Source organism: Methylocystis sp. ATCC 49242, from assembly GCF_000188155.2.
Lineage (GTDB): Bacteria > Pseudomonadota > Alphaproteobacteria > Rhizobiales > Beijerinckiaceae > Methylocystis.
In genome coordinates, this window is sequence record NZ_KE124774.1 from 3,935,291 (window position 1) to 3,959,421 (window position 24,131).

The 24,131-nt window shown below is 62.6% G+C and carries 25 protein-coding genes; 8 read left to right on the top strand and 17 right to left on the bottom strand.

All coding sequences use genetic code 11. The features are described from left to right. Nucleotides 1–28: 28 nt before the first annotated feature. Genes MET49242_RS21340 through MET49242_RS21370 form a run of 7 tightly spaced genes read right to left on the bottom strand, consistent with a single transcriptional unit; the run spans nt 29 to nt 5,322 of the window. Entirely contained in the window at nt 29–295 is a 267-nt protein-coding gene (locus MET49242_RS21340; RefSeq protein WP_036285925.1) for a flagellar biosynthetic protein FliQ, read from the bottom strand. A 2-nt stretch (nt 296–297) separates the two neighbouring features. Beyond that, nucleotides 298–708 carry a flagellar hook assembly protein FlgD gene (gene flgD, locus MET49242_RS21345; protein ID WP_036285926.1) on the bottom strand — a complete coding sequence of 137 codons (411 nt, stop codon included), beginning with the start codon at nt 706–708 and terminating at the stop codon, nt 298–300. 13 nt (nt 709–721) lie between these two features. Next, nucleotides 722–1,132 carry a flagellar biosynthesis repressor FlbT gene (gene flbT, locus MET49242_RS21350; RefSeq protein ID WP_036285928.1) on the bottom strand — a complete coding sequence of 137 codons (411 nt, stop codon included), beginning with the start codon at nt 1,130–1,132 and terminating at the stop codon, nt 722–724. Between the two features lies 1 nt (nt 1,133). Further along, the gene (gene flaF / locus MET49242_RS21355; RefSeq protein ID WP_036285930.1) at nt 1,134–1,481 is read right to left on the bottom strand and encodes a flagellar biosynthesis regulator FlaF; all 348 of its coding nucleotides are present in this window, start codon (nt 1,479–1,481) and stop codon (nt 1,134–1,136) included. Nucleotides 1,482–1,506: 25 nt separating this feature from the next. Beyond that, entirely contained in the window at nt 1,507–2,553 is a 1,047-nt protein-coding gene (locus MET49242_RS21360) for a flagellar hook-associated family protein (RefSeq protein ID WP_036285932.1), read from the bottom strand. Between the two features lie 12 nt (nt 2,554–2,565). Further along, on the bottom strand, nt 2,566–4,038 hold the full coding sequence (gene flgK, locus MET49242_RS21365) for a flagellar hook-associated protein FlgK (RefSeq protein ID WP_036289069.1): 1,473 nt from the start codon (nt 4,036–4,038) through the stop codon (nt 2,566–2,568). Between the two features lie 30 nt (nt 4,039–4,068). Continuing rightward, complete coding sequence (locus MET49242_RS21370) at nt 4,069–5,322, bottom strand: flagellar hook protein FlgE (RefSeq protein WP_036285934.1); 1,254 nt, start codon at nt 5,320–5,322, stop codon at nt 4,069–4,071. Nucleotides 5,323–5,476: 154 nt separating this feature from the next. On the opposite strand from MET49242_RS21370, the gene MET49242_RS21375 reads away from it, so the two are divergent. Further along, on the top strand, nt 5,477–5,899 hold the full coding sequence (locus tag MET49242_RS21375; protein ID WP_036285936.1) for a hypothetical protein: 423 nt from the start codon (nt 5,477–5,479) through the stop codon (nt 5,897–5,899). Nucleotides 5,900–5,923: 24 nt separating this feature from the next. Here the strand turns inward: MET49242_RS21375 and MET49242_RS21380 are convergent, their stop codons facing one another. Together MET49242_RS21380 and MET49242_RS21385 are read right to left on the bottom strand one after the other, a co-directional pair. Further along, nucleotides 5,924–6,262 carry a hypothetical protein gene (locus tag MET49242_RS21380; protein WP_144259746.1) on the bottom strand — a complete coding sequence of 113 codons (339 nt, stop codon included), beginning with the start codon at nt 6,260–6,262 and terminating at the stop codon, nt 5,924–5,926. Nucleotides 6,263–6,412: 150 nt separating this feature from the next. Further along, nucleotides 6,413–6,763, bottom strand: coding sequence for a hypothetical protein (locus MET49242_RS21385; RefSeq protein ID WP_036285940.1), 351 nt, complete (start codon nt 6,761–6,763; stop codon nt 6,413–6,415). 322 nt (nt 6,764–7,085) lie between these two features. On the opposite strand from MET49242_RS21385, the gene MET49242_RS21390 reads away from it, so the two are divergent. Next, nucleotides 7,086–9,119 (top strand): alpha/beta hydrolase, encoded by a 2,034-nt coding sequence (locus MET49242_RS21390; RefSeq protein ID WP_036285942.1) that lies wholly within the window; start codon nt 7,086–7,088, stop codon nt 9,117–9,119. A gap of 64 nt (nt 9,120–9,183) precedes the next feature. On the opposite strand, the gene MET49242_RS21395 is transcribed toward MET49242_RS21390, so the two are convergent. Then, a complete protein-coding gene (locus tag MET49242_RS21395; RefSeq protein WP_051134567.1) occupies nt 9,184–10,299 on the bottom strand; it encodes a HupE/UreJ family protein in 1,116 nt (371 codons plus the stop codon). A gap of 148 nt (nt 10,300–10,447) precedes the next feature. On the opposite strand from MET49242_RS21395, the gene nikR reads away from it, so the two are divergent. From nikR to rpoD, 3 genes are all read left to right on the top strand, one after another. Then, the gene (gene nikR, locus MET49242_RS21400; RefSeq protein ID WP_036285944.1) at nt 10,448–10,915 is read left to right on the top strand and encodes a nickel-responsive transcriptional regulator NikR; all 468 of its coding nucleotides are present in this window, start codon (nt 10,448–10,450) and stop codon (nt 10,913–10,915) included. Nucleotides 10,916–11,190: 275 nt separating this feature from the next. Further along, entirely contained in the window at nt 11,191–13,116 is a 1,926-nt protein-coding gene (gene dnaG, locus MET49242_RS21405) for a DNA primase (protein WP_036285945.1), read from the top strand. Nucleotides 13,117–13,327: 211 nt separating this feature from the next. Next, nucleotides 13,328–15,340, top strand: coding sequence for an RNA polymerase sigma factor RpoD (gene rpoD / locus MET49242_RS21410; protein ID WP_036289071.1), 2,013 nt, complete (start codon nt 13,328–13,330; stop codon nt 15,338–15,340). 166 nt (nt 15,341–15,506) lie between these two features. Here the strand turns inward: rpoD and MET49242_RS21415 are convergent, their stop codons facing one another. The 3 genes from MET49242_RS21415 to MET49242_RS21425 are packed head-to-tail and all read right to left on the bottom strand — an operon-like array spanning nt 15,507 to nt 18,526. Further along, on the bottom strand, nt 15,507–16,832 hold the full coding sequence (locus MET49242_RS21415; RefSeq protein WP_244430866.1) for an MFS transporter: 1,326 nt from the start codon (nt 16,830–16,832) through the stop codon (nt 15,507–15,509). Further along, nucleotides 16,825–17,583 (bottom strand): DUF1345 domain-containing protein, encoded by a 759-nt coding sequence (locus MET49242_RS21420; protein WP_036285947.1) that lies wholly within the window; start codon nt 17,581–17,583, stop codon nt 16,825–16,827. Before MET49242_RS21420 ends, MET49242_RS21415 begins: the two co-directional genes overlap by 8 nt. A gap of 10 nt (nt 17,584–17,593) precedes the next feature. After that, entirely contained in the window at nt 17,594–18,526 is a 933-nt protein-coding gene (locus MET49242_RS21425; RefSeq protein WP_036285949.1) for a polyprenyl synthetase family protein, read from the bottom strand. 407 nt (nt 18,527–18,933) lie between these two features. Here MET49242_RS21425 and MET49242_RS21430 point away from each other — a divergent pair, with 407 nt between their 5' ends. Then, entirely contained in the window at nt 18,934–19,224 is a 291-nt protein-coding gene (locus MET49242_RS21430) for a hypothetical protein (RefSeq protein WP_036289073.1), read from the top strand. Between the two features lie 65 nt (nt 19,225–19,289). On the opposite strand, the gene MET49242_RS21435 is transcribed toward MET49242_RS21430, so the two are convergent. The 4 genes from MET49242_RS21435 to MET49242_RS21450 all read right to left on the bottom strand — a co-directional run bounded on the left by MET49242_RS21435 (nt 19,290) and on the right by MET49242_RS21450 (nt 22,957). Beyond that, entirely contained in the window at nt 19,290–19,709 is a 420-nt protein-coding gene (locus MET49242_RS21435; RefSeq protein ID WP_036285951.1) for a hypothetical protein, read from the bottom strand. A gap of 158 nt (nt 19,710–19,867) precedes the next feature. Next, complete coding sequence (locus MET49242_RS21440) at nt 19,868–21,388, bottom strand: ribose-phosphate pyrophosphokinase (protein ID WP_084679257.1); 1,521 nt, start codon at nt 21,386–21,388, stop codon at nt 19,868–19,870. Between the two features lie 144 nt (nt 21,389–21,532). Further along, nucleotides 21,533–22,072 (bottom strand): BLUF domain-containing protein, encoded by a 540-nt coding sequence (locus MET49242_RS23640; protein WP_051134389.1) that lies wholly within the window; start codon nt 22,070–22,072, stop codon nt 21,533–21,535. Between the two features lie 207 nt (nt 22,073–22,279). Beyond that, the gene (locus tag MET49242_RS21450; RefSeq protein ID WP_036289075.1) at nt 22,280–22,957 is read right to left on the bottom strand and encodes a dienelactone hydrolase family protein; all 678 of its coding nucleotides are present in this window, start codon (nt 22,955–22,957) and stop codon (nt 22,280–22,282) included. 144 nt (nt 22,958–23,101) lie between these two features. Here MET49242_RS21450 and MET49242_RS21455 point away from each other — a divergent pair, with 144 nt between their 5' ends. Then, nucleotides 23,102–23,662 (top strand): HPF/RaiA family ribosome-associated protein, encoded by a 561-nt coding sequence (locus MET49242_RS21455; RefSeq protein ID WP_036285953.1) that lies wholly within the window; start codon nt 23,102–23,104, stop codon nt 23,660–23,662. Continuing rightward, nucleotides 23,662–24,129 carry an archease gene (locus MET49242_RS21460; RefSeq protein ID WP_051134390.1) on the top strand — a complete coding sequence of 156 codons (468 nt, stop codon included), beginning with the start codon at nt 23,662–23,664 and terminating at the stop codon, nt 24,127–24,129. Before MET49242_RS21455 ends, MET49242_RS21460 begins: the two co-directional genes overlap by 1 nt. The last annotated feature ends 2 nt before the right edge of the window (nt 24,130–24,131 follow it).

Here is a 24,131-nt window from a genome sequence, read left to right on the forward strand (position 1 = left end):
CGGCGCAAGCAGCCGCGGTCGTTTGCTTTCAGAAACCCGTTTCGATACGCGAATACACGAATTGCGCTAGGGCATAGATTTTCGAGCCGATGAATGGCGCCGATAGGCTCAAAACCGCGAGCATGGCGACGATTTTCGGCACGAAAGTCAGGGTCATTTCCTGCACCTGCGTGAGCGCCTGAACAAGCGCTACGATGACGCCGACGACCATCGCGGCGCCGACAAGTGGCCCGGAAACGAGTAGAATCGTGACGATCGTGCGATGCACGATCTCCAGAGCGTCGGCCTCGTTCATTCTCAGCTGATTGTCACGCCGGGGCCGAGCAGCACCTTGCGGCCGTCGGCGAGGACTGCAATCATTCCGCCGTCATCGATCATCACGGATTTGACGACGCCGCTCGTCTTTCCATCCGCAGATGAAACTGTGCGGCCAATGAGAGAGCTGGCCTGCGACAATGCGGAATTTTCATTGAGGGACGCGAGCAGCGAATTTGTCTGGATGGCCTGTTCGACAGACGCGAATGTCGCCAGTTGTGTGACCGTTTGCGTCGGGTCCATCGGCTTCATTGGATCCTGATGCCGGAGTTCGGTTACGAGAAGCTGAAGAAAAGCATTGTAGTTTCCGGCGTCGGCTGCTGCGTTCGCGACGGACGCCGCTCTTGTGCTGTTGCTTGTCGCGAAAGGCGTTATTGGCACTGTGACGGGCATGATGATTTTCTCCTTAGGCGACGTCGCGAGCGTGGACCTCGCTCGCGCGGTTTTTCAATTCTGCTTCGATGGGAAATAGCGCGCGCACAGCCTTGAGCGCCTCGAACATTCGCTTGTTGTCGATCTGGCGAACAGCAACGCCGAGGCCATCGAGTATGCGACGGTCGCATGCGCCCTCGTTCAGCGAGACCAGCAGATTCCGGGCCAGCTCCATCGCCGCGTCGCAATCATTGGGCGAAATCAATATCGTCTGTATGGCGAAATAGAGCTGCTTGAGGGGCGTCGTGGCCTCCTCTGCCTGCATGACGTGATTTTCCAGCAGGAAGGTGACGTCGTTGAGAAGTTCGAGGCAGACCTTTCGATCGACCCGCAGAACAGCTCCGTTGATGAAGATTCGTTCGCCGCGTCTTAGAGAGATATTCATATCAGACAAGTCCGTCTGCGATGAGCTGGTTGACTTCGATAAGGCCGTCGAAATTTACCGAACCGCCGGTGTCGATCAGATCAGCCTCGCGCCGAATCCAGAGGCCAATGGAGATCAGCGAGGCGCGCAGGCTTTCGGGCAGTCCGTTTTCGTCGTTGCTGAGATCTTCCATGAATATCGCCCACAATCGCCTCAGATAATTCGTCGCCTCGAAAGCTTCGGGAGTCAGCGGGCCACGCGTCTTGGCGACGGCGAGTTTCTTGATGGCGATCTCGAGCGCTTCTCGCTCCTTCGCGCGGGCGTTTTTTCCAGATTCGCTGGCGATCTCGGCGTAGCGTTGCTGATACATCGCGCTCCTGCTTCCAATTCGACTGTCAGAGATATTTCGCGAGGCTTAGCTGCGTGATTTTCGCAGTGAGCGTGTATGCGGTTTCGATCTGTGTCATCAGACCGTTTACGCGAGCCGCCGCTTCGGTTAAGTCAACAGTTTCGAGGCTGTTCAGGTTCATTTCAATGGCGTTGGACTGGATCGTCATCGTTTGATTTGCATTTACGACATTGCGCTGCATGACGCCGACCTGAGCCTGGGTCTTGAGAAGCGCGCTGATCGAATCGTCGATCACCTCGGTCGCCGATTTCAACAAGGCTTTGTAGGCCGCGGAATTCATCCCGCTGGCGCCGAGATCGGTCATCATAGTGTATGCCATTGCGAGCTTTTGCAGGGCTGGAGCATTGGCCGTCACCGAAGTGTCGATAGTAACCGACATGGAAATTTGGCTCCGCAACGGCTGGTCCGACGCGTTCGACCAGTCCGTCTTCCACGCTTCAGGGGCGAAGAGAGCGGTCATGGGGCCTGAGAGGAACGCCTCCATTTGGTCGCCGGTGATGTCTGCGACGCGAGGGTCTGTTTGCGCAAATCCGAAGTTCGCGATAAAGGCGGCGTCGAGCGCGACTTTGTTCGGAGAGGGAGGATCGGCGAAGTAATTATTGATCGGCGCAACTTCGCTGTTTACGCCGGCGAACAGGAAGGAGTCGCCATCGCCGCTGTTCAACGTCGATATGAAATTTGAGAGCGATACGCGGGCCTGTGTTTCGATTGCGCCGACATCGCCGCCGTCGTCCAAGGAAGACATGAGCGTTGCGCGCATGGCTTGCGCATTGGAGAGAAGATTTGCGATCGCCGTCTGCGTTGTGTCGAGCCTTGTCGATACGAGGTCATTTGTGGCGAGGATCGACTGCGCAGTGTCATAGGTGTCGCCGAGCGAGTAGCTCAGTCCGGCCCGCATGCCAAGGGCGAGGCCGAGATCGGCGTGACGGCCCGTCGCCAGCTCCTTCTGGCTGCGGTCGAGATCGCGCTGCAATTCCACGAGCGTACGCCGGAGCGAGGTTGTGATGGAATATGTCGATGTAAGGTAGAACATTTCGGGCACTCACTAACGAACCGCAGCGAACAGCGTGTCGAACATTGCGTTTATCGTCTCGAGAAGCTTGGCGGACGCCTGATAGGAGTTTTCAAGCGCGAGCATTTGCGACATCTGATCGTCGAGGTTTACGCCTGTCGCATTGGAAAGAGCCTGCGTCGTTTGCGCCACCATGGCGTCCTGATAGGTGACGTTCTTCTCCGCCTGCGCGCGTTGCGCGCCGAGCCAACCAATCGAACCGGCGGCGATGGCGTTCAACGATCCGCTCGCGCCGAGTCCGGCCCCCGGATCGAAACCTTGCTGCGTGGACGGCGCATTCACGAGTTGCAGGAGGCGTTCTGAATAGGCGGCGCCGCCGCTCTTATTGTAGACGTAATCAGGATTGCCGGAAATGCCGCCGTCGCGCAGGCGGCTGACGACGCCGCCCTTGTCGGGGTCAACATTGGCGTTGATTGTGATCTGGCCGGCAAGCCCGGGAATAAGCATCGATCCGGGCGCACCGGGTGCTCCGGGATAAGTGAAAAGACCGGGCAGGGGCGCGCCGCCACCACCGGTTTGATCCGTTTCAGCAAATGCGGCGACGAGTCCGCGCGCGATTTCGTCGAGCTGCTTTTGAAACTGCGGCGCCGTTACGTCCCGCACCTGAGCGAATCCATTTATTGCGCCGGACTTCAGCGCCAATGGCGAATCCGCCCCGGTGACCTGCACTCCGTCGATATAAACAGCGGCGCCCTCGACGCCGGCGGTCAGCGTGGGGGTCGGCTGGAAAGTGACTGATCTGGGCGTCGTCTCGAAAAGCGTGACGCCGCTGTCGGTGTAAATCACCATGTCGTTGTTCGGCCGCGTGACGGTCGTGACGCCGATCTCGTTCGAGAGTTGCGTCAGTAGCGCGTCGCGCTGATCGAGCTGGTCAGTGATATCTGCGCCGGCGGCGGTTCCCTCGACGATTTCCCGGTTGAGCGCCGAGAATTTCGCGAGGATGTCGTTGACGTCTTTGACCGATGACGCGATGTCTTCATCTGCCTGGCGTCGAATGCCCTGATTGGTTTTTGTCGCATCGTTGAGCGAGGCGACGACGTCCCTCGCAGCGGCGAGCGCGAGTTCCGCCGCCGTTTCATTGTCGGGCGCTGCGCTATAGTTTTGCAATGCGGTCGTGAGCCTCGTGATCATCGAGGCTGGCGATCGACTTTGCGCGGGGTTGGAAAGATTGAGCGCCCGGTCGATCTGGTCCAGCGCATCGGAGATTTGCGCGGCGGAGCCTTGCGCGGCGGTCGCCGACAGCATGCTGCGAAAGAGCGCCACATTCGCCATGCGGCCGACGCCGAGGAATTCCGCGGAGCCATTGGGAGCCGTGGCGATTTGCGAATATTTCGCGTTCACGCCGGGACGACCGGCGTTCGATATGTTGCGCGAGACGACGCTGATCTGGCTCGATATGGTTCCGAGCGACTGCCCGGCAATTATGCTCGCGTTGGTCAGGGTCATGCTCACTGAACTCCGGCTTCTGTCACGCGCTTACTTTAGATTGTTGAGAACCTGCAGAATTTCCGACGCGACTTGGAACGACTGCGTATTCGCGGTGTAGGAGCGCTGCGCGATGATCATTGTTGACAGCTCCGTCGCGAGATCGACGTTCGAGGCTTCGAGAGTCGCTGACGCAATGTCGCCGAAACCGCCCTTCCCGGGCGCGCCGACAGAGATGGGGCCGGAGGCGCCCGTCGCGGTATAGACGTTGCCGGTGTAGCTCGCGAGCTCCGTTGGCGCGGCGACATTGGCGATGCCGATCAGGTAGGCGGGCACCATCTGTCCGTTGTCGAGCTGGTAGCTCAGCGTGCCGTCCGACGAGATCTGCACCTGGCGGATAGCGCCGGCGGCGTTGCCGTTGACGGTGGCGTTGTTCACGACGAATGGCGCGCCAAGTTGCGTCGTATTGCTCATGTCGAGCGTTACCGACGCGCCACCCGGGACGGTGAAGTTTAGCGTGCCGCCGCTGGCGATGGATCCGTTGGCGGGGTTGAAGGTGAGCGTTTGCGTCGCGATCGGCCCCGAGGCATAGGGAAAGCCGCCCGATGTGGCGCCGGAAGCGTCATACATCGTCATTTCCCATGTGTTGTCCGCCGTCTTCGCATAATAGACGTCGAGAACGACAGGCTTGCCGAGATTGTCGTAGACGGTGAGCGACGTCTTCGCGCTGAATTGCGCGCCGGCGGTGTTGGTCGACGGCAGATTCGCTGCGGGAACGACCGTCGCCGACACGGGAAGGTTGGCGGACAGCACGCCCGACGTCGTCGGATTTGCGTAGAGTCGATCGTTGCGGATCTGCACGATGCTCATGCTGGAGAGCGCGTTTGTGGCAGAGGTCGTCGGCGCCGCGGGGCCGGCGGGAAAGCCCATCAGATAATAGCCGGCGGCGTTGACGAGCCGGCCCGAAGAGTCCGGCACGAAGGAGCCCGCGCGCGTGAGAAAGGTTCCGCCCGCGCCATCGGAGACGACGAAGAATCCGTTGCCGCGAATAGCCATGTCTGTCGACGAGCCCGTATGCATGAGGGCGCCCTGGCCCGTGATGTCGTAACGGCTGCGCGTCGACACGCCGCCGCCGAACTGGTTGGAGCCTTGAAAACCCGATAGCACGGTGAGGAAATGCGTCGTGGCGCGCTTGTAGCCGACGGTGCCCGAGTTCGCGATATTTTCTGAAATATTGGCGAGCGCGTCGGACTGCGCGGACATGCCCATAATGGAAGTGTTGAATAAACCAAAAGTACTGCTCATGGCGCGCTCCGGATATGCTGGCCCGTCGTGAGTAAAGTCCCGCGAGCTTGTCCGAAGCTTTCATCGGCGTTGTGTGGCTTATTGCTTGGCAACCCTTCATTCGCTTAACAAAACATTACTCGGTTCCGCGAGAAGCGTTCGGAGAACGTGCTTAATGGAAAAGCCTGTCCTGGATGGCGTGCGTCTCTATCGTGGAATGTCGATGCTCGCGCGCTGGCGCGCGCAGCGCAGCGGCGAGGCGACCTTCATGCGTCTCGAAGATGCGCCGCGCGACAGACGCGGCGAAAAGCGGCGCATTGCGCATTTGAAATGGGGCAAGGCGCTCGATTGCGCAGACCGGTTTCTGTGCGAATGTGTGTTGAGCAATCGCACGCGTGGGGGCGCCTGCTTGAGGCTCGCGCGAAACATCACATTGCCGCAAAAATTTCAGCTCTATGATGATGATAGCGACGAAATTTTTGACGCGCAGGTGATCTGGCGCCGTGGCGGCGAGATCGGCTGTCGTCTGTCACTCACGCCGAGGACGGACAAGGCGCGCGTCGCCCGTCGCATGCGGGAGCGCTACTATGCCCTCTGAGGCGGTAGTGAAGCAGGCGAAGTTTCAAGCCTCGCCTGCGACAAAATATCTCATCCGTCTGGTCTGAGCCCATTGCGCGGCGCTGTCGGCGCTAGCGACGAAGGACGTCGCGTCGAATGGCGCACGCTTGTCCTCGGCCGCGCGGGCGACTAGGCCAGCTGCGATCGACAGCAGCACGGTCGTCGAGGCCTTTACGAAGAGCATTTCGTCCGCGCCGGCGTCCTTGGCCTCGGCGCGCATGCGCGCGATGAGGCTGCGGACTTCATAGTCGAGCACTTCGAGGTCGCGTCGCAGGGGCTGTTCGAGCCGCTGGCATTCTTCAATCGACATGACGGCGATTTCGTCTCCGTCCATAACGCTCATCTTACGCCTCCGGTTTACACAACGCTTCGCGACCTTCGTTCTGACGATGAAAGCCGCGTGTGAATAAAGAATTGTCGTTCGACCATCGAGACCGCGGTTTGACGCTTTTCCCCGCGAGGCGGCAAGCCTCGCGCATAATTTGCAAAGGGCTCAGCCCGGCCAGGCGACACAGCCCGATTGCTGAAGTTGAGTCTTGAGCGCAATGGTCTCGCCCTTGAGTCGTGCGACATCCTCTAGGCGGCCGCCCTCGAAGAATGTTCCCATCAGGGTCGGCACGCCGAAGGCTCGGATATCGTCCTGGGCCGCGATGTGGTCTTGCGCCATCTCGGTATAGACCAGCGTGCGTTGCGCCTTGTCGAGCATGAGTCCGAGCTGCCGGCAGGTGGCGCCGTCATAGTCGGCCGGATCGATTGGCAGGGGCATGATTTCATTATGGCGGGCGGCGCAGGCGGAAAGGCTGATGAGCATCGTCAATAGTCCCGCTCGCGCCAGTCGCCACATCCGTCGTCTCCGCCCGCCGCCGGTCCCAGCGCCGACGCTGACACATTCTTGCAGGGAGAGGCTGGCGCGAAGCCTTCGGCGCTCATTCGGGGGTGCGGCGTCATGGCCGGCTCCGCCGCGTTTTGACCGATATTGGATTGTAATTATTCGGACTTATCTCAGGAAGGCTGTTTGCGGGACAGGACGGGCGGCAAGGCGGGAGCTTTTTTCGCGTCCGCACGAAGGATAGATCAAGACGCGCCGGGGCATTGTAGGCATACTGCCTTGCGGGACTCATTTGTCCCGACCGGCGAGCGCGTCGGCTGAATGGACAGGGAAGAGCATGAGCGTTGATCGCGAGCAGGAGCCGGGGGCCCTGCGGCGGAAGAAATCCGGCCGGGCCAAGCCGGCCCCGGATGTTGAAGGCGGCAAGGTCGAAAGCGGCAAGAAAGCGAGCGCGAAAGCGGCCAGGCCGAAGCCATCGGCGAAGGCCAGGTCTGCTCAATCCGCGGGGGCCGGGAAGGCCGCCGCAAAAGCCGGCCCCAGGCGAGGCGAGAAGCCAGCTCCGGCCGCGCCCGCCCAATCAGTCAGGACCGAGACCCCGCTCGCCGGCGTAGAGTTCGGCCTCATGGCCGAGAACATGGCTCAGCTCGTCGATCAGGGCCGAAAGGCGCTCGCCGCCGCCATCGGCAGCGCGGACGGCGGGGGCGCGCGCAGCGAGCTTGCCGCGAGCGTCGCCGACGCCACGAAGACGCTTGGCGTCGTGGCGGAATACTGGCTGGCGAAGCCCGACCGCGCTGCGGCGGCGCAGGCGGAACTCTACAGCGGCCTGACCGACATCTGGCGCCAGACCCTGCGGCGATACACCGGCGAGGAGGTCGAGCCCGTGGTCGAGCCGGAGCCGGGCGACAAGCGGTTTTCCGCGCCGGAGTGGCGGGAAATCCCGTTCTTCGACTGGTTGCGCCAGTCCTATCTGCTCGCCTCCCGATGGGCCGGCGAGATGGTCGACAAAACCGAGGGGCTCGATCCACAGACCCGCGCCAAGGCCGCCTTTTATACGCGGCTCATCTCCAGCGCGGTTTCGCCGTCGAATTTCGTGCCGACGAATCCGGAATTGCTGCGCGCCACGGTCGAGGCGCGGGGCGAAAATCTCGTGCGCGGGCTGAAAATGCTCGCCGAGGACATTTCCGCCGGCGGCGGCGTGCTGAAAATCCGTCAGAGCGACGACAAGAAATTCGAACTCGGCGTCGATCTTGCGACTACGCCCGGCAAGGTCGTCTGGCGCAACGACGTGATGGAGTTGATCCAATATGCGCCGACGACCAACGAGGTCTATGCGCGGCCGCTGCTGATTACGCCGCCCTGGATCAACAAATTCTACGTGCTCGATCTCAATCCGGAAAAGAGCTTCGTGCGCTGGGCGGTGGAGCAGGGCTTCACGGTCTTCATCATCTCCTGGATCAACCCCGACGAAAGCAAGGCCGAGAAGGGCTTCGAAGCCTATATGCACGAGGGCGTGCTCACCGCGCTCGACGTCATCGAGAAGGCGACCGGCGAACGCAAGGTGGCGGCGGCCGGCTATTGTGTCGGCGGCACGCTGCTCGCGCTCACGCTCGCCTATATGGCGGCGAAGGGCGACGACCGCATCGACAGCGTCACTTTCTTCGCGACGCAGGTCGATTTCTCCGCCGCCGGGGATCTGCAGGTTTTCGTGGACGAGGCGCGGCTTGCGGCGCTCGACGAGAGCATGGCCAAGACCGGCTATCTCGAGGGCGTGAAGATGGCCAACGCCTTCAACATGCTGCGGCCGAACGAACTCATCTGGACCTATGTGGTCAATAATTACATGAAAGGCGTCGAGCCCGCGGCTTTCGACCTGCTTTACTGGAATTCCGACAGCACGCGCATCCCGCGCGCCAACCACTCATTCTATATGCGCAGCTGCTATCTCGAGAACCGCATCACCCGCGGCGAGATGGTCATGGACGGCGTGACGATCAATCTGCGTCTGGTGAAAATCCCTGTCTATGAGATCGCCACAAAGGAAGACCACATCGCGCCGGCGCAGTCGGTCTACCGGGGCGCGAAATTCTTCGGCGGCGACGTGACCTTCGTTCTCGGCGGCTCGGGGCATATCGCCGGCATTATCAATCCGCCGTCCAAGGGCAAATATAATTATCTGACCGGCGGGCCAGTGAAGGGGACGCTGGAGGACTGGGTCGCCAAAGCCAAGGAGACCAAGGGCTCCTGGTGGCCGCACTGGCTCAAATGGGTGACGGCGCAGGCGCCGCGCAAGGTTCCGGCGCGGCAGCCGGGCGGCGGCAAGCTCGAGATCATCTGCGACGCGCCCGGCGAATATGTGCGGGTGAAGGCGTAAGCCACCGGAGGAAGCGACCCGGAGCCTTTATGAGCTCCGGATCGCGTCACCGCATTTTTCGGCGTCACCCCCGCATCGCCTTGACCATCTCCAGCACGGCGGGCAGACGGTCCCAAAGCCAGTAGACGCCCGCGAGGCCGATCAGGAGCGAGACACCATAGACGAGCTTGTCGTGGCGTTTTCCGTCCGTGTGGCGGTCGATGTAGAGCAATATCGGAAGCACGACCATCACGATCGCGATCTGTCCCGCTTCGACGCCGATGTTGAAGGCGGCCAGCGCCGGCACAACGGCGCCTTGGGCCACCCCCATTTCGGTCAGCGCCGAGGCGAAGCCGAAGCCATGGATGAAGCCGAAGAGGAAAGTGTTGCGCCAGCGGCTGTCGACGTCCTTCGACCAGAAATTCTCGGCCGCGACGAAGATGATCGAGGCGGCGATCAGCGCCTCGGTCAGCGCGGAGGGCAGGGTGAAGATGTTGAGCGCCGCGAGCGACAGCGTGATCGAATGCGAGACGGTGAAGGCGGTGACGATCTTCACCACCGGCATGATCCGGTGCGCCCAGAGGATCAGGGCGAAGAGGAAGCAGAGGTGGTCGTATCCGGTGACGATATGTTCGACGCCGGCCTTGAAGAACTTCCACATCAGCTGGCCGGTCGTCTCCATCGGCCTGGAGAGGTCGAGCGCCGGGTCTGTCGGATAGAGCATGGTCTCGCCGGCGTTCTCGGCTCCCGTGAGCGTGACGAGGTGTTTGCCCTTGGGGCCCTGCGCCTGCAGCAGCCGGGTCGCGTCGTAGAAAACCTTGCCCGTCGTGCCCTCGCAGTCGAAACGCATAACGACGAGCGCGCTGTCCTGGTTCGTGGGGTCTTCGCCCGACTTTTCGACCTTGCCGACGCAGGCGCGGCCGGACTCGTCGCGCATGGCGACGCGCTTGGCGACGAATTTGCCGATTTCCGCTTCCAAGACGCCGGGCGGCGAGAGGTCGACATCCGAGCGTTCAGCCATGGTTTCCTGAAACATGCGTTCGAGGTCCGTGGCGAGGAAGCCGACGTCTACGACATAGACCCGGTTGGCCTGCGGCGCGATCTTGCCGGTCGAAATGTCCGGCGTATGCGCGAGCGCGGGCGCGGCGAGGCCGACGCAAAACAAGATTAAGGCGGCCAGTCTCGTCCACATCCCGGTCATTACGCGCTCCCCCTGATTTTTGTTGGCGCGCACCATGCCAAAGGAGCCCGCAGCCGACAAGACCGGGAGCCTGCGTCGTTGCGGCGGCTGCGCGACGCCGTTAAAGAGAGAGGGGATGCGGCCAGCGACGGCCCGGCGGAGAGTTGCGATGCAGCGCGTGACGGTGACGATCGACGACGATCTGATGAGCGCCCTCGACGATTACATGGAAGCGGGCGGTCATCAGAACCGGTCCGAGGCGGTGCGCGACCTCGTGCGCGCCGGTCTGCTGAAGCAGCCCAAGGCCGACGACGCGGCGCGCCACTGCGTCGCGGCGCTCGTCTATGTCTATGACCACGAGACGCGCCAGCTCGCCAAGCGGCTGACGCACGACCACCACAGCCACACCGACATGTCGATCGCCACGCTCCATGTGCACATGGACGCGGCGACCTGCCTCGAGGTGTCTCTGCTCAAGGGCCAGAAGTCGGAAGTGGAGCATTTCGCCGGCCACATCATCGGCGAGCGCGGCGTGCGCTATGGCCAGCTCGTGGTTGTTCCCGCAGAGGCCGAGCGCTCCGACGACGTGGACGCGCAAGCCCATCGGGGTCACGCTCACGCCCATTATTCCGGGTGATCGGTTCTTGAGCTTTTAACGACCGGGGCCGCCCTTCTGCACGGCGCCCGTTCTGGAAATCACGGCGCTTGCGCCTGCCAGGCTGGCGTAATGAGCCGCCTCATCGACCGAGGGGAGCAGACGGCTTTCCGCTTAAACCGGAGCGCCTGATCGTCAGGCTCGCGGTTATGTCGGAGGCTTTATCGATGTTGTCGGAATGACGGGAGGTGGTCGCCCGCCGCTAACATTGCCCCCAAAGGGATGCTAGAACGGCGGTCCAAGACCGCAGGACGACCATGCGCTTCTCTCCCTCCTTCCTCGACGAAATCCGGGCTCGCGTGCCCGTTTCCGAGGTGGTGCGCCGAAAGGTGAAGCTCACCCGGCAGGGCAGGGAGTGGCGCGGGCTCTCACCCTTCAACGCCGAGAAGACGCCCTCTTTCTACGTCAACGACCAGAAGGGCTTCTTCCACGATTTCTCCTCCGGCAAGCATGGCGACGGCTTTACCTTTCTGATGGAGACGGAAGGGCTTTCCTTCCCCGAGGCCGTCGAGCGCCTTGCCGGTCTCGCCGGACTGCCCATGCCGGTTGAAACACCGGAGCAGCGCGAGCAAGACGAGCGCCGCGCCACGCTCGGCGACGCGCTGGAATGGGCGGCCGGGTTTTTCGAGAAGCAGCTCGCCGGCCCCGCCGGACGGGAGGCGCGCGCCTATCTCGACAGACGGCAGATTTCCGCCCGGTCGCGGGCGCAGTTCCGGCTCGGCTTCGCGCCGGCCGAGCGCCATGCGCTGCGCGACCATCTCGCCGCAAGGGGCGCCACCGTCGAAACCATGATCGAGGCGGGGCTCCTCATTCATGGCGAGGACATTGCCGTTCCCTACGACCGTTTCCGCAACCGCGTGATGTTTCCGATCTGTGACCGCTCGGGGCGGGTCATCGCCTTCGGCGGGCGGGCCATGGAGGCTGACGCTCAGGCGAAATATCTCAACTCCCCCGAAACGCCGCTCTTTCACAAGGGCGCGACGCTCTACAATCTCCACAACGCCCGCAAGGCGGCGCATGAGTCTGGAACCGTCGTCGCGGTCGAGGGTTATATCGACGTCATCGCGCTGACGGCCGCGGGCTTCCCCCACGTCGTCGCCCCGCTCGGCACGGCGCTGACCCCCGAGCAATGCGGGCTGCTGTGGCGCATGGCGGAGGAGCCGATTCTCTGCTTCGACGGCGACAAGGCGGGGTTGAAGGCGGCTTTCCGCGCCGTAGACACGGCCCTGCCCCTGGTCGGCCCCGGCCGCACGCTCCGCTTCGTCCTGCTGCCCGACGGACAGGACCCTGACGAGCTTCTGCGGGCCGGCGGGCCGAGCGCGGTGGCGCAGGCTCTCGGCCAGCCCTTGCCGCTCGTCGATCTCCTGTGGATGCGGGAAACCGAGGGCGTCGCGCTCGACACCCCGGAACGGCGCGCAGGGCTCGAGCGGCGCCTGCGCGAGGTCGCCGGCCAGATCACGGATGAGACGCTTCGCCGCCACTACCAGCAGGAGCTGAGCGAGCGGCTGGACCGACTTTTTGGCCGGGGCGCGGCGCGCTTCACGGGACGCCGCCCGGACGCTTCGCCCCGCGATTTTTCCGCCCGTCGTCGCCAATGGGGCGGGCGGGGAGAGCCCGCCGGCGGCTCGGTGCGGATTGGCCAGTCGCTGGCCAATTCGCCGTTGTTTCGCGGCGTCAAGGCGACGATCACGCCCCGTGAAGGCCTGATTTTACTGATACTTATGAACCATCCCGAGGTGCTGGCGGCGCAGGTCGACGACATCGCCGCGCTCGATTTCGCCTCGCCCGAGGCGGCGGCCATGCGGGACGCTCTGGTGCATTGGGCGGAGGCGGGCGGCGGCGACAGGCTCGAGCTTAGGCGGTCGCTGGAGGAGAGCGGCTTCGCCAATCTGGCCGCCCGCATCGCGGGAATGGTCGCCCATGCGACGATCTGGAGCGTCCGTCCCGACGCCGCCCCCGCGGACGCCGCAGAGAGCCTGCGTCAGGCTTTAGTCTTGCATCGTCGCTCCTGCGCGTTAAATAAGGAGTTGCGCGCGGTAGAAGCCCGGCTCGCAGAGAATCCGAACGATCAAGATTCCGCGCGGCTGAGGGATATTCAAACCCAATTGACCGCGCTAGATGGCGCAGAGGCGGCGTTGGAAGGGTTCGGGACCCTTTCCGGACGCAACTCTCGCACGTTATAATCTTTAGTCTTGCCGTGCGATCTCGGTTTGGTTAGCGGGACGTTAAGGTCGCGCGGGGATGTTGGGGCGAATCGGGAGCGGGACGCTACGCGTCGGCCCTGACGCGGATGCACGGGGCCGGAGGCGGCGGTCCCGGTTAGAAAATTCGGAATATGCGAGCCCTGGCCGGCATTCGGAAGCCGGACGGTCAGGGACCCGTGTGGAGCTGTTCATGGCGAAGAAAGACGAAGAAAAGGTCGAAAACGAGGCTGGGGCGGCGGTGGACACCGCCGACGGGCCGCTTCTCGATCTCAACGACGCCGCCGTAAAGCGGATGATCAAGCTCGCGAAAAAACGCGGCTTCGTCACTTATGCGGAACTGAACGCGGTCCTGCCCTCCGAGGAAGTGTCCTCGGATCAGATCGAAGACGTGTACGCCATGCTCTCCGAGATGGGCATCACCGTATCCGAGGGCGACGACCCCGATGACGTGGAGGCCGAGGAGCAGGCCGAGGAGGAAGAGGGGGAGGGCGGCGATCTCGTCGAAAGCCCGCGCTCGACCGCCGTCGCGACGCGCACGTCCGAGCCCGCCGACCGCACCGACGACCCCGTGCGCATGTATCTGCGCGAGATGGGTTCGGTGGAGCTTCTCTCGCGCGAGGGTGAAATCGCCATCGCCAAGCGCATCGAGGCAGGGCGCGAGGCGATGATCGCGGGGCTTTGCGAGAGCCCGCTGACCTTCCAGGCCATCATCATCTGGCGCGAGGAGCTCGAGGCCGGCAAGGTCCTGCTGCGCGACATCATCGATCTCGAGGCGACCTACGCCGGGCCGGACGGCAAGGCCGCCGGCAAGACGTCGGGAGAGACGGAGGGCGAGATGGCGCCCGCCACCGCGCCGCGCACGCCGCCCGCCGGCCTTTCCGAAGAGGCCGCGCCGCCGGAGGAAGCCTTCGAGGAAGAGGAGGACATGGAGAATTCCGTGTCGCTCTCCGCCATGGAGGCCGAGCTGAAGCCGAAGGTTCTCGAAACCTTCGCGCGCGTCGCGGACGCCTACAAGAAACTGCGCCGTCTGCAGGATCAGAACGTCGAGAACAAGCTCAAGAACGAGACGCTGACGCCGGCGCAGGAACGCAAATACAAGACAATCAAGAAAGAGATCGTCACCGATGTGAAGTCGCTGTCGCTGAACCAGAATCGCATCGAGGCGCTGGTCGAGCAGCTTTACGACATCAACAAGCGTCTCATCGGCTATGAAACCAAGCTTCTGCGTCTCGCCGACAGCCATGGCGTCGCGCGCGAGGATTTCATCGACAAGTTCCACGGCTCGGAGCTCGACCCGAAATGGGTGATGCGCGTGGCGCAGCTTCGCTCCAGGGGCTGGAAGGAATTCGTCGCGGAAGAGAAGGACCGCATCAAGGATCTGCGCGCGGAAATTCATGCGCTGGCGACCGAGACGGGACTCGAGATCTCCGAGTTCCGCAAGATCGTGCATATGGTGCAGAAGGGCGAGCGCGAAGCCCGTCAGGCGAAGAAGGAAATGGTCGAGGCGAATCTGCGTCTCGTCATCTCCATCGCCAAGAAATACACCAATCGCGGCCTGCAGTTCCTCGATCTCATTCAGGAAGGCAACATCGGCCTGATGAAGGCGGTCGACAAGTTCGAATACCGCCGCGGCTACAAGTTCTCGACCTATGCGACCTGGTGGATCCGGCAGGCGATCACGCGTTCGATCGCCGATCAGGCGCGCACGATCCGCATTCCGGTGCACATGATCGAGACGATCAACAAGATCGTGCGCACCTCGCGCCAGATGCTGCATGAGATCGGCCGCGAGCCGACGCCGGAGGAGCTGTCGGAAAAGCTCGCCATGCCGCTCGAGAAGGTGCGCAAGGTGCTGAAGATCGCCAAGGAGCCGATCTCGCTCGAAACGCCGATCGGCGACGAGGAGGATTCGCATCTCGGCGATTTCATCGAGGACAAGAACGCCGTGCTGCCGATCGAGGCGGCGATCCAGTCGAATCTGCGCGAGACGACGACGCGCGTGCTGGCCTCGCTCACGCCGCGCGAGGAACGCGTGCTGCGCATGCGCTTCGGTATCGGCATGAACACCGACCACACGCTGGAGGAAGTCGGTCAGCAGTTTTCGGTGACGCGTGAACGCATCCGCCAGATCGAGGCGAAGGCGCTGCGCAAGCTGAAGCATCCGTCACGTAGCCGGAAGCTACGGAGCTTCCTGGATAACTGATAAGGATTGGGCTGACGCCCCTCGTGCATCGAGACGCCTGCTTCGCAGGCTCCTCAGCATGAGGGGCTTCTGAAAGACTTGCACAGGCCTCATCCTGAGGAGCGAGCGAAGCTCGCGTCTCGAAGGATGAGGCCGCCTCAATAGTTTGTGAGGGTCTAAGGGACGTTCACGCCTCCCTTTTTGTTCCGGCGTCCATGCGCGAATTTTCCTTCGTATCGCGCATCGTCGCATAAACAACCAGCGACACGAAGATTGCAGCGCTCGCATACCAGTAAAACCAGCTCTCGCGCCCCTGCGCCTTGAACCACAGCGCCAAATATTCCGCGGAGCCGCCGAAGACCGACACCGTCGCCGCATAGGGCAGGGCGACGCCGGTGACGCGGATGGCGGCGGGGAAAAGCTCCGCCTTCACGACGGCGTTGATCGACGTATAGAGCGCGACGATCAGCCAGGCGCAGCAGATCAGCGCGAAGGCGCTCCATGCGTCGCGCACATTTGATATCGCCGTTAGCAGCGGAACGGTGAAGAGCGTTCCAAGCGCGCCGAACGCGATCAGCATCGGCCGCCGCCCGACGCGGTCCGACATTGCGCCATACACGGGTTGCAGCATCAGCGCGAAGAGAAGCGAGCCGGCGGAAATCCATGTCGTCTCCGTGGCGCCTAGTCCCGCCGAGAGCTTCAGGAATTTCTGCATGTAAGTCGTATAGACATAAAAGGCGATGGTGCCGCCAAGCGTAAGACCCACGACCGTCATGGTCTCGCGCTTGTGCGCAAGCAGGGCGCGTAGCGAGCTGACCGAAGGGTCCCCGCGCGACGCCTCGAAGGCGGGGGTTTCGGCGAGATCGCGACGCATCAGGAGCGCGACGATTGCAAGAAGGGCGCCGATCGCAAAGGGAATGCGCCAGCCCCAGTCGCGCAGCGCCGCATCGTCGAGCGCGAAATTCTGCAGGATCAGCAGCACGAGGAGCGCGAGTAACTGGCCGGCGATCATCGTCACATATTGGAAGCTCGAGTAGAAGCCGCGTCGCTCGGGCGTCGCCGTCTCGGCGAGATAGGTCGCGCTCGATCCATATTCGCCTCCGAGGCTCGCCCCCTGCAGCAGTCTTGCAAAGAGCAACAGCGCCGGAGCCGCGGCCCCTATCGACGCATATGTCGGAACAAGCGCGATGATGAGCGAACCCGCGCACATCAGGAGCACGGAAAGCATCAGCGCCGCGCGCCGGCCCCGATTGTCGCCGATGCGGCCGAATATATACGCGCCGATCGGGCGCATGAAAAAACCGAGCGCGAAGACGCCGGAAGCCGAGAGCATTTGCGCGACCGGATCGTCGCCGGGAAAGAAGGCGTCCGCGAAATAAAGCGAGAAGGCGGAGTAGACATAGAAATCGTACCATTCGACGAGATTGCCGATGGAGCCGACCAGGATCGCGCGCAAACGCGCCGACACGGCTGCGGCGTTCGCGTCCTGCCTGTCGGGTCCGCGCTCAGACAAAACCGCTCGCAATATTGACAGCCAGCGCCAAAATCGTCGTGTTGTAGAAGAAAGCCAGCACGCCATGCAGGAGCGCGATCATGCGCATGGTTGGCGAAGAGGTCGCTACGTCACCCGTCTGGCAGGCGACGCCGATCACATATGAAAAATACAGGAAATCCAGATAGAGCGGCGCATTCTCGCCGGGGAAAATCAGCCCGCCGCGTTCCTTGCGTTTCCTTTCCGGCGAGGCGGCCTGCTCGAAGTAATATTCATGGGCATAGTGGAATGCGAAAATGAGATGCATGAAGAGCCATGAGTTCACGACGGTGACGACGGCCAGCAGGATATGCGGCGCCTTTTCGATGGCCGGGGACGATTTCACCAGACCGAGCTCTTCGATGATCGCGCCGATCGCCACGCAGGCGGCGGCTGTCGCAAGAAAGAGGACGGCGCCGCGTCCTTCGTCGGCGAGCTGCGCGCGATCGCGAATGGCTTCACGCGTCGCGCCGGCGACGATCCGGGCGGCGGCCACGAGATAGAGAATTACGGCGACATTCCAGCCTACGAGGCTTCGCGTCACTGTGCTCAATTCGATCGGAGGATGGCTGAGCCACATCGGCGGCTCGAGGATCATTTCCGGCAACGTCAGGCCAACCACGGCGCCGACTGCGGCGCAAACAATCAGACGGAAATGCGCGCGCGCGCCCTGGAGCGGCGACGGCAGGCGAAACGGGATTCTGACGGTCGCCGGGTCGCGCCCCTCCGACATGTCACTACCCTCAATTGCGTCGCGCGGCGACGAAACGCGCGGCCTCGGCGAGAATTTCCGTCGCGTTGCCAAGCCCCAGCTCGGCAAGCGCGGTGGTCGCCTCGTTGACGAGCTGGTCGCATCGCGTCCGCGCCGCGTCGAGTCCGAGCAGGCTGACCAGCGTCGCCTTGCCGCGTTCAGCGTCCTTGCCCGCGCGCTTGCCGAGCGCGGCGGTGTCGCCTTCCGCGTCGAGAATGTCATCCGCGATCTGGAAGGCGGCGCCGAGCGCCTCTCCGTAACGGCGAAGCGCCTTCTTCTGCGCGGGCGCCGCGCCGCCGAGGATGCCGCCGGCGTCGACGGCGAAGCGCAGCAGCGCGCCGGTCTTCATCGCCTGCATCTGCATGGTTTCAGCCTGCGACAGCGGTGTCGCAGCCGTTTCCGCCGCAAGGTCGAGCGCCTGTCCTCCCACCATGCCGCCGAGACCCGCTGCGCGGGCGAGCGCGAGAACGAGGGAAACGCGCAGCGAGGCGTCAGGATGCGTCGCCGGGTCGGCCACCACGTCGAAGGCGTAGGTCAGAAGGCCGTCGCCGGCGAGAATGGCGGTCGCTTCGTCGAAGGCCTTGTGCGCGGTCGGGCGGCCGCGGCGCAAATCGTCGTCGTCCATCGCGGGCAGGTCGTCGTGCGCCAGCGAATAGCAGTGGATCATTTCCAGCGCGCAGGCCGTGCGAAGCGCGCTCGCGCCCTCGACGCCGAAGAGCCGCGCGCTCTCGATCACCAGAAACGGCCGAAGCCTTTTTCCGCCGCCCAACGAAACGTAGCGCATGGCCTCGAGCAGCCGCGCGGGACGCGTTATTTCATCTGCTAGCGGCGCGGGCGCGAGCAGCGAGTCCAGCGCTGCTTCGGTCGCTTCTGCGGCCTGGTCGAGACGGCGGCGAAATTCCTCGGCGCGGGCGGCGGCGTCCATCGGCGATCATGTCCTTCATATGTGGTCGCGCGTCCATGCTGCGATGGGGAGGCGCTTGCTCTGGCTGCTTTGCTGCTAGCAAATTTGCCGCGAAAGCCCAAGACTCGGAGCTGGGGAAGTTCCCAAGCGTCGCCGTGATGGCGGCCAAGATGCGGCATTTTCGCGGCTTTCATTTCCATGCAAACTTCGACGGTGTTGCATATTTGCGACAGCTATCGCCGTTCGCATTTCCTAATCTTCGCGCGGCGCCTGAATCGATGAACGGCTGGCGGCAGGTTTTCCGTCTGCTGGAGCGTCTTGGCGTTTACATAGGCTGCGCGGCGGATTCCGGGTGTTGCGTCACGAGACGTTGCGGAGTCGCTCTGTGGAACGAGAGTTCGAGCGTCATCCCTAAAAGGAGAATACGCATGAAGAAGATTTTGCTGCTGACGACGGTTCTCGCGACCGCCGCGCCGTTGATGGCGTGCAACTCTCCCGGCGAGCGGGCCGCGGGCGGCGCGGTCATCGGCGGTCTTGGCGGCGCGGGCATTGGCGCGCTGGCGTCCGGCGGACGCGCGGGCGGCACGCTGGCCGGCGCTGCGATTGGCGCCGCCGGCGGCGCCCTGGTCGGCGCGGCGACCGCTCCGCCGCAGCGCTGCGCGCGCTGGGGATGGGACTATTACGGCCAGCGCGTCTGCGTGGCGTATTACAATTACTGAGCGCGACTGACGCATCGAGCATAGACCGCGGACGACTTTCGTCTGCGGTCTTCAAGTGTAGACTGCTAGCCGCGGGGCCACAGAAATCCCGACAGGCCGGGAATCGGGTCGGTCATCACCCGCAGCTTTTCGCGGCCGATGACCAGTTCGGCGCCGCCGAAGATTTCATGCGCGAGCCGTTTCAGCTGGTCGGCCGAAAGCCCGAGACTGGTGAGGCTGGACGTCAGCGCAAGCATGTCGCCCTTTGCGCCGCCCATCATGCCGCTGACCCCCGTGAGCACGCCGCTGAGCAGGCTGCGGCGACGGGGGGCCTTTGCAGCGTCGGCGACGGCTTCCCGCGCGCCGGGAATCTTGTCGATCAACTCGTCCGCCGGCCCATCCGGATTCTGCTTCAGCAGAAAGCCGAAGACATGGCCGATCGCGAGACGCGCAACGGCGGGTTCGATCCCAACGGAAGCGGCGATATGCCCAACCCATTGATCCATCGCACGACCTTTCCTCGTAGGCATTCAAAAGGCGGCAGGCTTGCGACCGGCGCCGATACAATGGCTGCGGGCATAATCAATCCAGCGGAAAGCCGCAACCGCGGCTTGGCCGGCCGAGCTTGCCCTTCGCCGACAGCAAGGCGTATTTCGCGACGAGCTCAGGGGCCTTCTTCGAGCAATTCCGTGATCGAACCATTCGTGTGACGGCGCCGGATCGCCTCGGCGAAGAGTTTCGCCGCGCCGACAATGATCAGGCGATCCTTCAACGCCGCCGCGGTCTTGTCGGTCGCGGCCAACGGAACCGTGTCCGCTATCGCCAGCCTGTCGATCGGCGCGTCACGAAGTATATCCGGCGCCGCGCTTGCAAACACGCCGTGCGTCGCGACCGCCCAGACCTGCGTCGCGCCATGCGCGCGACAGGCCGTCGCCGTGCGCGCCATCGTGCCGCCGCCGGCGATGAGATCATCGAGAATGATGGCGATGCGATTATTGACGTCGCCCGCGAAAATTTCCCCGACGACACGGCCCTCGCTGCGATATTTGTCCATGAAGGCCTTGGCGACGGGCCGCTTCAACATGCGCTCCAACCGCTGGCGAAAAAGCTCCGCGCGCTTCTCACCGCCAAGATCGGGCGAGACCACGGCGACCGGCGCGTCGCCGATCTCCGTGATCAATTGTTGCGCAAAAATCGCCTGCGCGTCGAGGTGGATGGTTTCACAACGAAAGGCGTTCTGGAACGCGGCGATATTGTGGACATCGACGCAAATGACGCAATCCGTCGCCATCGATTCAAAAAGCTGCGCAACGTAACGCGTAGTGACGGGATCGCGCGGCTTGGTGCGGCGATCCTTGCGCGCGAAACAGAGATAGGGCGTCACCGCCGTGACGCGCGTCGCGCCCGCGTCCTTCAGGGCGCTGATGAAGAACAGCATTTTGCAAAGCTTGTCTGCGCTGCTTGCGAAAGCGTCGCCATGCAGGCTCGAAACGACGTAAACATCGCGTCCGCGCACGCTCTCCAGCGGCCGAACTTTATATTCGCGGTCTTCAAAAGCGCGATCTTCGAGTTGCGAAAGCGAAACCCCGAGGGTCCGGGCAATCTCTTCGCCAAAATGCACAGCCGAGTCGAGCGCGAATAGCGCAAGCGCGCTTTCCGCGCGTTCCTGCAGCGGCCAGGCGGGCGCGCTGACGTCCAGCGCTTTGATGGCGACAGCCGCAAGCACAGAGTCGATCGTTTGTCCGTTTTGCGAGAGGGGGGCGGCGAGGACTTCGACGATCGCGCGGTCGCGCCCATATGAAACGGAAGTGAATTGCGCCAGCACCGGTTGGCCTGCGCGCCGCACCTCCTCGAACAAGCGACGCAAACGAACAGCGCCACGCCTGTCTTGAGCCTCGTTCAGACGGTCGCCCTTGCGGCAGGCGCCTAGCAGACGCTGCGCGGCGATCTCTCCATCGATGAGCGCAAGGTCTGCGTCGTCGAAACGATGAACGAATATCGATTGCGCGGCTTCCTGTTCCTGTGAAGAGAAGCGGATGGTCTCGCGGCGTGGCGCAATGACGCCAGCGCGCGCCACTTCCCAGCGTTCCAGCACAACGCCGAGCGCCGCCGTCGGTCGCGGCGCGAAATCCAGACGTTCAAAAAGCCGTTTGACCGGCTGTTCGGTCAGCGCCATGGTTGTCATCGAAAGCCTCTATGCACATCACTCCGAATTACAATCGCCCCATCGACATGCCGTTCGTGACATTTGCTCATCCGAGAGCGAACGCGTGTTTCTACTAGTGATCCCTTGCGCCTGTTGTTTCGCAGTTCCGATTTTCGTCACGCGCTATTCGGGTTCACCTTCGCGCAAATGATATTTCATCATGTCGACGATCGCCGTCCCATGCTCGCTTCTGCTTGCGAGTATTTCGCCGAGGCGCGGGCTCGAAACCAACATTTCTTCCTCGTCCCGCGCGTCAAAATAGGCCATGGCCCATGCCGCGAATTCACGCTCTTCGACCCAGCCTTCCTCTACGACGGCGACTTCGGTGTGGCGAGTGTCATTGGCAATTTTCCGGAAGAGATCAGCGACCGCAGCTCTGCTTCCCTCCAAAATTTGCGCAAAGTGACGGTCATTGAACGTTAGAGCGCCGGTAATTCCAGCGGCGCGGTTGTTTCGGCGCGAGACTGCAAGAATATCGCGGATCGCATCCGTCCAGCACGACTGTCCAGCCACGAAAGCGCTCCGGCTGAAATAGACGATCCGATAAATCTCGAAACTTTTGAGGAGCGGTTTGCTGTCGGGCGCATGGATCGAAGCCGGCGCGGCTTTCGCCGGGATCACAAGGGATTGCGCGCCTTGTTCAGCTTTTGCGCCGTCTGTCATGACTCCGCCCTTGACTATCGAGCCGCGAAATAGGCCTAGGAATGCATTCCAGCGTGCAGATCGCTCGAGCATTCTTAAGTTCAACGCAAATCAACGCCCACAAAACGATAGTTCGATCATTCGCCGCGCACAATGGACAATGCCGGTCTGGTGCATGGGTGCGCCCCTCAAGGACGCGTCCGCAACATCGCATACGCGCTCCCGGGGTCACTCTCTCCCGGCGCCATCGCGACCGAAGGCGGGACCATGGATGTGCTCCAGGAACCAAGCGGCCGCGCGTTCGACAACGTGCTCCAGCGTTCCCGGTTCCTCGAACAAATGAGTGGCGCCGGGTACGATCTCCAATTGCGCGACGCAATTCAGCTTTCCTAACGCCTCCTTGTTGAGCTCGATTACTTCGTGGTCGAGACCGCCGACGATCAACAATGTCGGGGCCTGCACTTGGCCAAGCGCCGTTCCTGCGAGGTCCGGACGTCCGCCACGGGAAACGACAGCCGATATGCGCAGGGCCGCCTGCGCGGCGGCGACCAGCGCTGCGGCGGCGCCGGTGCTCGCGCCGAAAAGCCCCACTGGCGCGCCACTAACAATCGGATTCGCCAAAGCCCAGCTTACGGCCTCCGCGACGCGGGCGCCGAGCAGAGGAATATCGAAGACGTTGCGCCGATCGCGCGCCTCGTCCGAGGTGAGCAGATCGAAAAGCAGGCAAGCGAAGCCGCATTTGACCAGTTGCTTGGCGACGAAAATGTTCCGCGGGCTGAAGCGTGACGATCCGCTTCCATGCGCGAAAATGATAATTCCGACCGGATCAGAGGGCAGATATAGCGACCCCTCCAGCCCATACTGGCCCACTGCGACACTGATTACCTTGAAATCTTTCGTGGTCATGCGAATCTCGAAAGCATCATCGGGTTTTTCCACCAAGGGCGTTTCATCTGGATTACGTGAGAAACATCGCCGCGCCGTTCAAGCTGAGCGGTTGATTTCGCGCTATATTTTTCATGACATCCGGCGAATGAGGGAGCGTTGAGCATGCAAACACAGCCGAAGATCGATTTTCAGGGTTTGGAAGCGTCAGCTGAGCGACGCGAAAAAATCATCCACCAGATCGAACGGCTCGAAGAGCGATATGGTCGCGCAACCTCCTGTCGGGTCGTCGTGAAAGGACCGGGCGGCCATCATCAGACCGGCGGCCTCTACGAAATAAACGTGCAACTATCGCTGCCCGACAATCGGGAAGTCGCGATCGAGCGCACGCCTCATCTCGACGAAAGGTTCCAGGATTTCGACTTCGCGCTCAACGATGCGTTCAAGCGCGCGCGGCGCCAGCTCCAGGACCAGGTAGGCTTGATGCGCGGCAAAGTGAAGCAGCATGAAGCGGCGCCATCCGCCGTCATCAAAAAGATCATGACGGCCGACGGCTATGGATTTCTGGAGAGCGCGGACGGTCGCGAAATCTATTTCCATCGCAACAGCGTGCAGGATGCGGATTTCGATGATCTGAAACCGGGCATGCGCGTCAGCTTCAAGGAGGAAGAGGGCAAGGACGGTCCTCAAGCGAGCCGCCTTTCGCCGATCGGTCGTGAAATCTAATGAGCGAAGCCGCCGGCGCCGACGCCGCGTCGGGGTCATTGCCGCGGTGGGAGCACTTCCCTCATGACGCAGACATCGGCGTGCGCGGCTTTGGCGCTACCGTTAGCGACGCGTGTGAACAGGCCGCGCTGGCGATGATTGCCGCAATCTGCGATCCCGCAGATGTCCGGCTCAAACGCAGCGTCGAGATCCGCGTGCAGGCGCCTAGTCTGGATTTCCTGCTCGTCGACTGGCTCAACGCGATCGTCTACGAAATGGCGGAACGTCGGATGATCTTCGGCGCCTTTGCCGTGGTCATCGATAGAAATGCGCAAGGCTACCACCTGAAAGGACGCGCTTTGGGCGAAACAGTATCCCGGGAGCGCCATTCTCCTGCTGTCGAGGTGAAAGGCGCCACTTTTACTGAACTGGCATTTGTAGAAGATCGACCGCGACTGTGGCGCGCGCAATGCGTGATCGACGTGTAGCG

Bases quoted from the DNA above. Each gene is read 5' to 3' on its own strand.
- MET49242_RS21340 (WP_036285925.1), bottom strand. From the start codon at position 295: ATGAACGAGGCCGACGCTCTGGAGATCGTGCATCGCACGATCGTCACG.
- flgD (WP_036285926.1), bottom strand. From the start codon at position 708: ATGCCCGTCACAGTGCCAATAACGCCTTTCGCGACAAGCAACAGCACA.
- flbT (WP_036285928.1), bottom strand. From the start codon at position 1,132: ATGAATATCTCTCTAAGACGCGGCGAACGAATCTTCATCAACGGAGCT.
- flaF (WP_036285930.1), bottom strand. From the start codon at position 1,481: ATGTATCAGCAACGCTACGCCGAGATCGCCAGCGAATCTGGAAAAAAC.
- MET49242_RS21360 (WP_036285932.1), bottom strand. From the start codon at position 2,553: ATGTTCTACCTTACATCGACATATTCCATCACAACCTCGCTCCGGCGT.
- flgK (WP_036289069.1), bottom strand. From the start codon at position 4,038: ATGACCCTGACCAACGCGAGCATAATTGCCGGGCAGTCGCTCGGAACC.
- MET49242_RS21370 (WP_036285934.1), bottom strand. From the start codon at position 5,322: ATGAGCAGTACTTTTGGTTTATTCAACACTTCCATTATGGGCATGTCC.
- MET49242_RS21375 (WP_036285936.1), top strand. From the start codon at position 5,477: ATGGAAAAGCCTGTCCTGGATGGCGTGCGTCTCTATCGTGGAATGTCG.
- MET49242_RS21380 (WP_144259746.1), bottom strand. From the start codon at position 6,262: ATGAGCGTTATGGACGGAGACGAAATCGCCGTCATGTCGATTGAAGAA.
- MET49242_RS21385 (WP_036285940.1), bottom strand. From the start codon at position 6,763: ATGTGGCGACTGGCGCGAGCGGGACTATTGACGATGCTCATCAGCCTT.
- MET49242_RS21390 (WP_036285942.1), top strand. From the start codon at position 7,086: ATGAGCGTTGATCGCGAGCAGGAGCCGGGGGCCCTGCGGCGGAAGAAA.
- MET49242_RS21395 (WP_051134567.1), bottom strand. From the start codon at position 10,299: ATGACCGGGATGTGGACGAGACTGGCCGCCTTAATCTTGTTTTGCGTC.
- nikR (WP_036285944.1), top strand. From the start codon at position 10,448: ATGCAGCGCGTGACGGTGACGATCGACGACGATCTGATGAGCGCCCTC.
- dnaG (WP_036285945.1), top strand. From the start codon at position 11,191: ATGCGCTTCTCTCCCTCCTTCCTCGACGAAATCCGGGCTCGCGTGCCC.
- rpoD (WP_036289071.1), top strand. From the start codon at position 13,328: ATGGCGAAGAAAGACGAAGAAAAGGTCGAAAACGAGGCTGGGGCGGCG.
- MET49242_RS21420 (WP_036285947.1), bottom strand. From the start codon at position 17,583: ATGTCGGAGGGGCGCGACCCGGCGACCGTCAGAATCCCGTTTCGCCTG.
- MET49242_RS21425 (WP_036285949.1), bottom strand. From the start codon at position 18,526: ATGGACGCCGCCGCCCGCGCCGAGGAATTTCGCCGCCGTCTCGACCAG.
- MET49242_RS21430 (WP_036289073.1), top strand. From the start codon at position 18,934: ATGAAGAAGATTTTGCTGCTGACGACGGTTCTCGCGACCGCCGCGCCG.
- MET49242_RS21435 (WP_036285951.1), bottom strand. From the start codon at position 19,709: ATGGATCAATGGGTTGGGCATATCGCCGCTTCCGTTGGGATCGAACCC.
- MET49242_RS21440 (WP_084679257.1), bottom strand. From the start codon at position 21,388: ATGACAACCATGGCGCTGACCGAACAGCCGGTCAAACGGCTTTTTGAA.
- MET49242_RS23640 (WP_051134389.1), bottom strand. From the start codon at position 22,072: ATGACAGACGGCGCAAAAGCTGAACAAGGCGCGCAATCCCTTGTGATC.
- MET49242_RS21450 (WP_036289075.1), bottom strand. From the start codon at position 22,957: ATGACCACGAAAGATTTCAAGGTAATCAGTGTCGCAGTGGGCCAGTAT.
- MET49242_RS21455 (WP_036285953.1), top strand. From the start codon at position 23,102: ATGCAAACACAGCCGAAGATCGATTTTCAGGGTTTGGAAGCGTCAGCT.
- MET49242_RS21460 (WP_051134390.1), top strand. From the start codon at position 23,662: ATGAGCGAAGCCGCCGGCGCCGACGCCGCGTCGGGGTCATTGCCGCGG.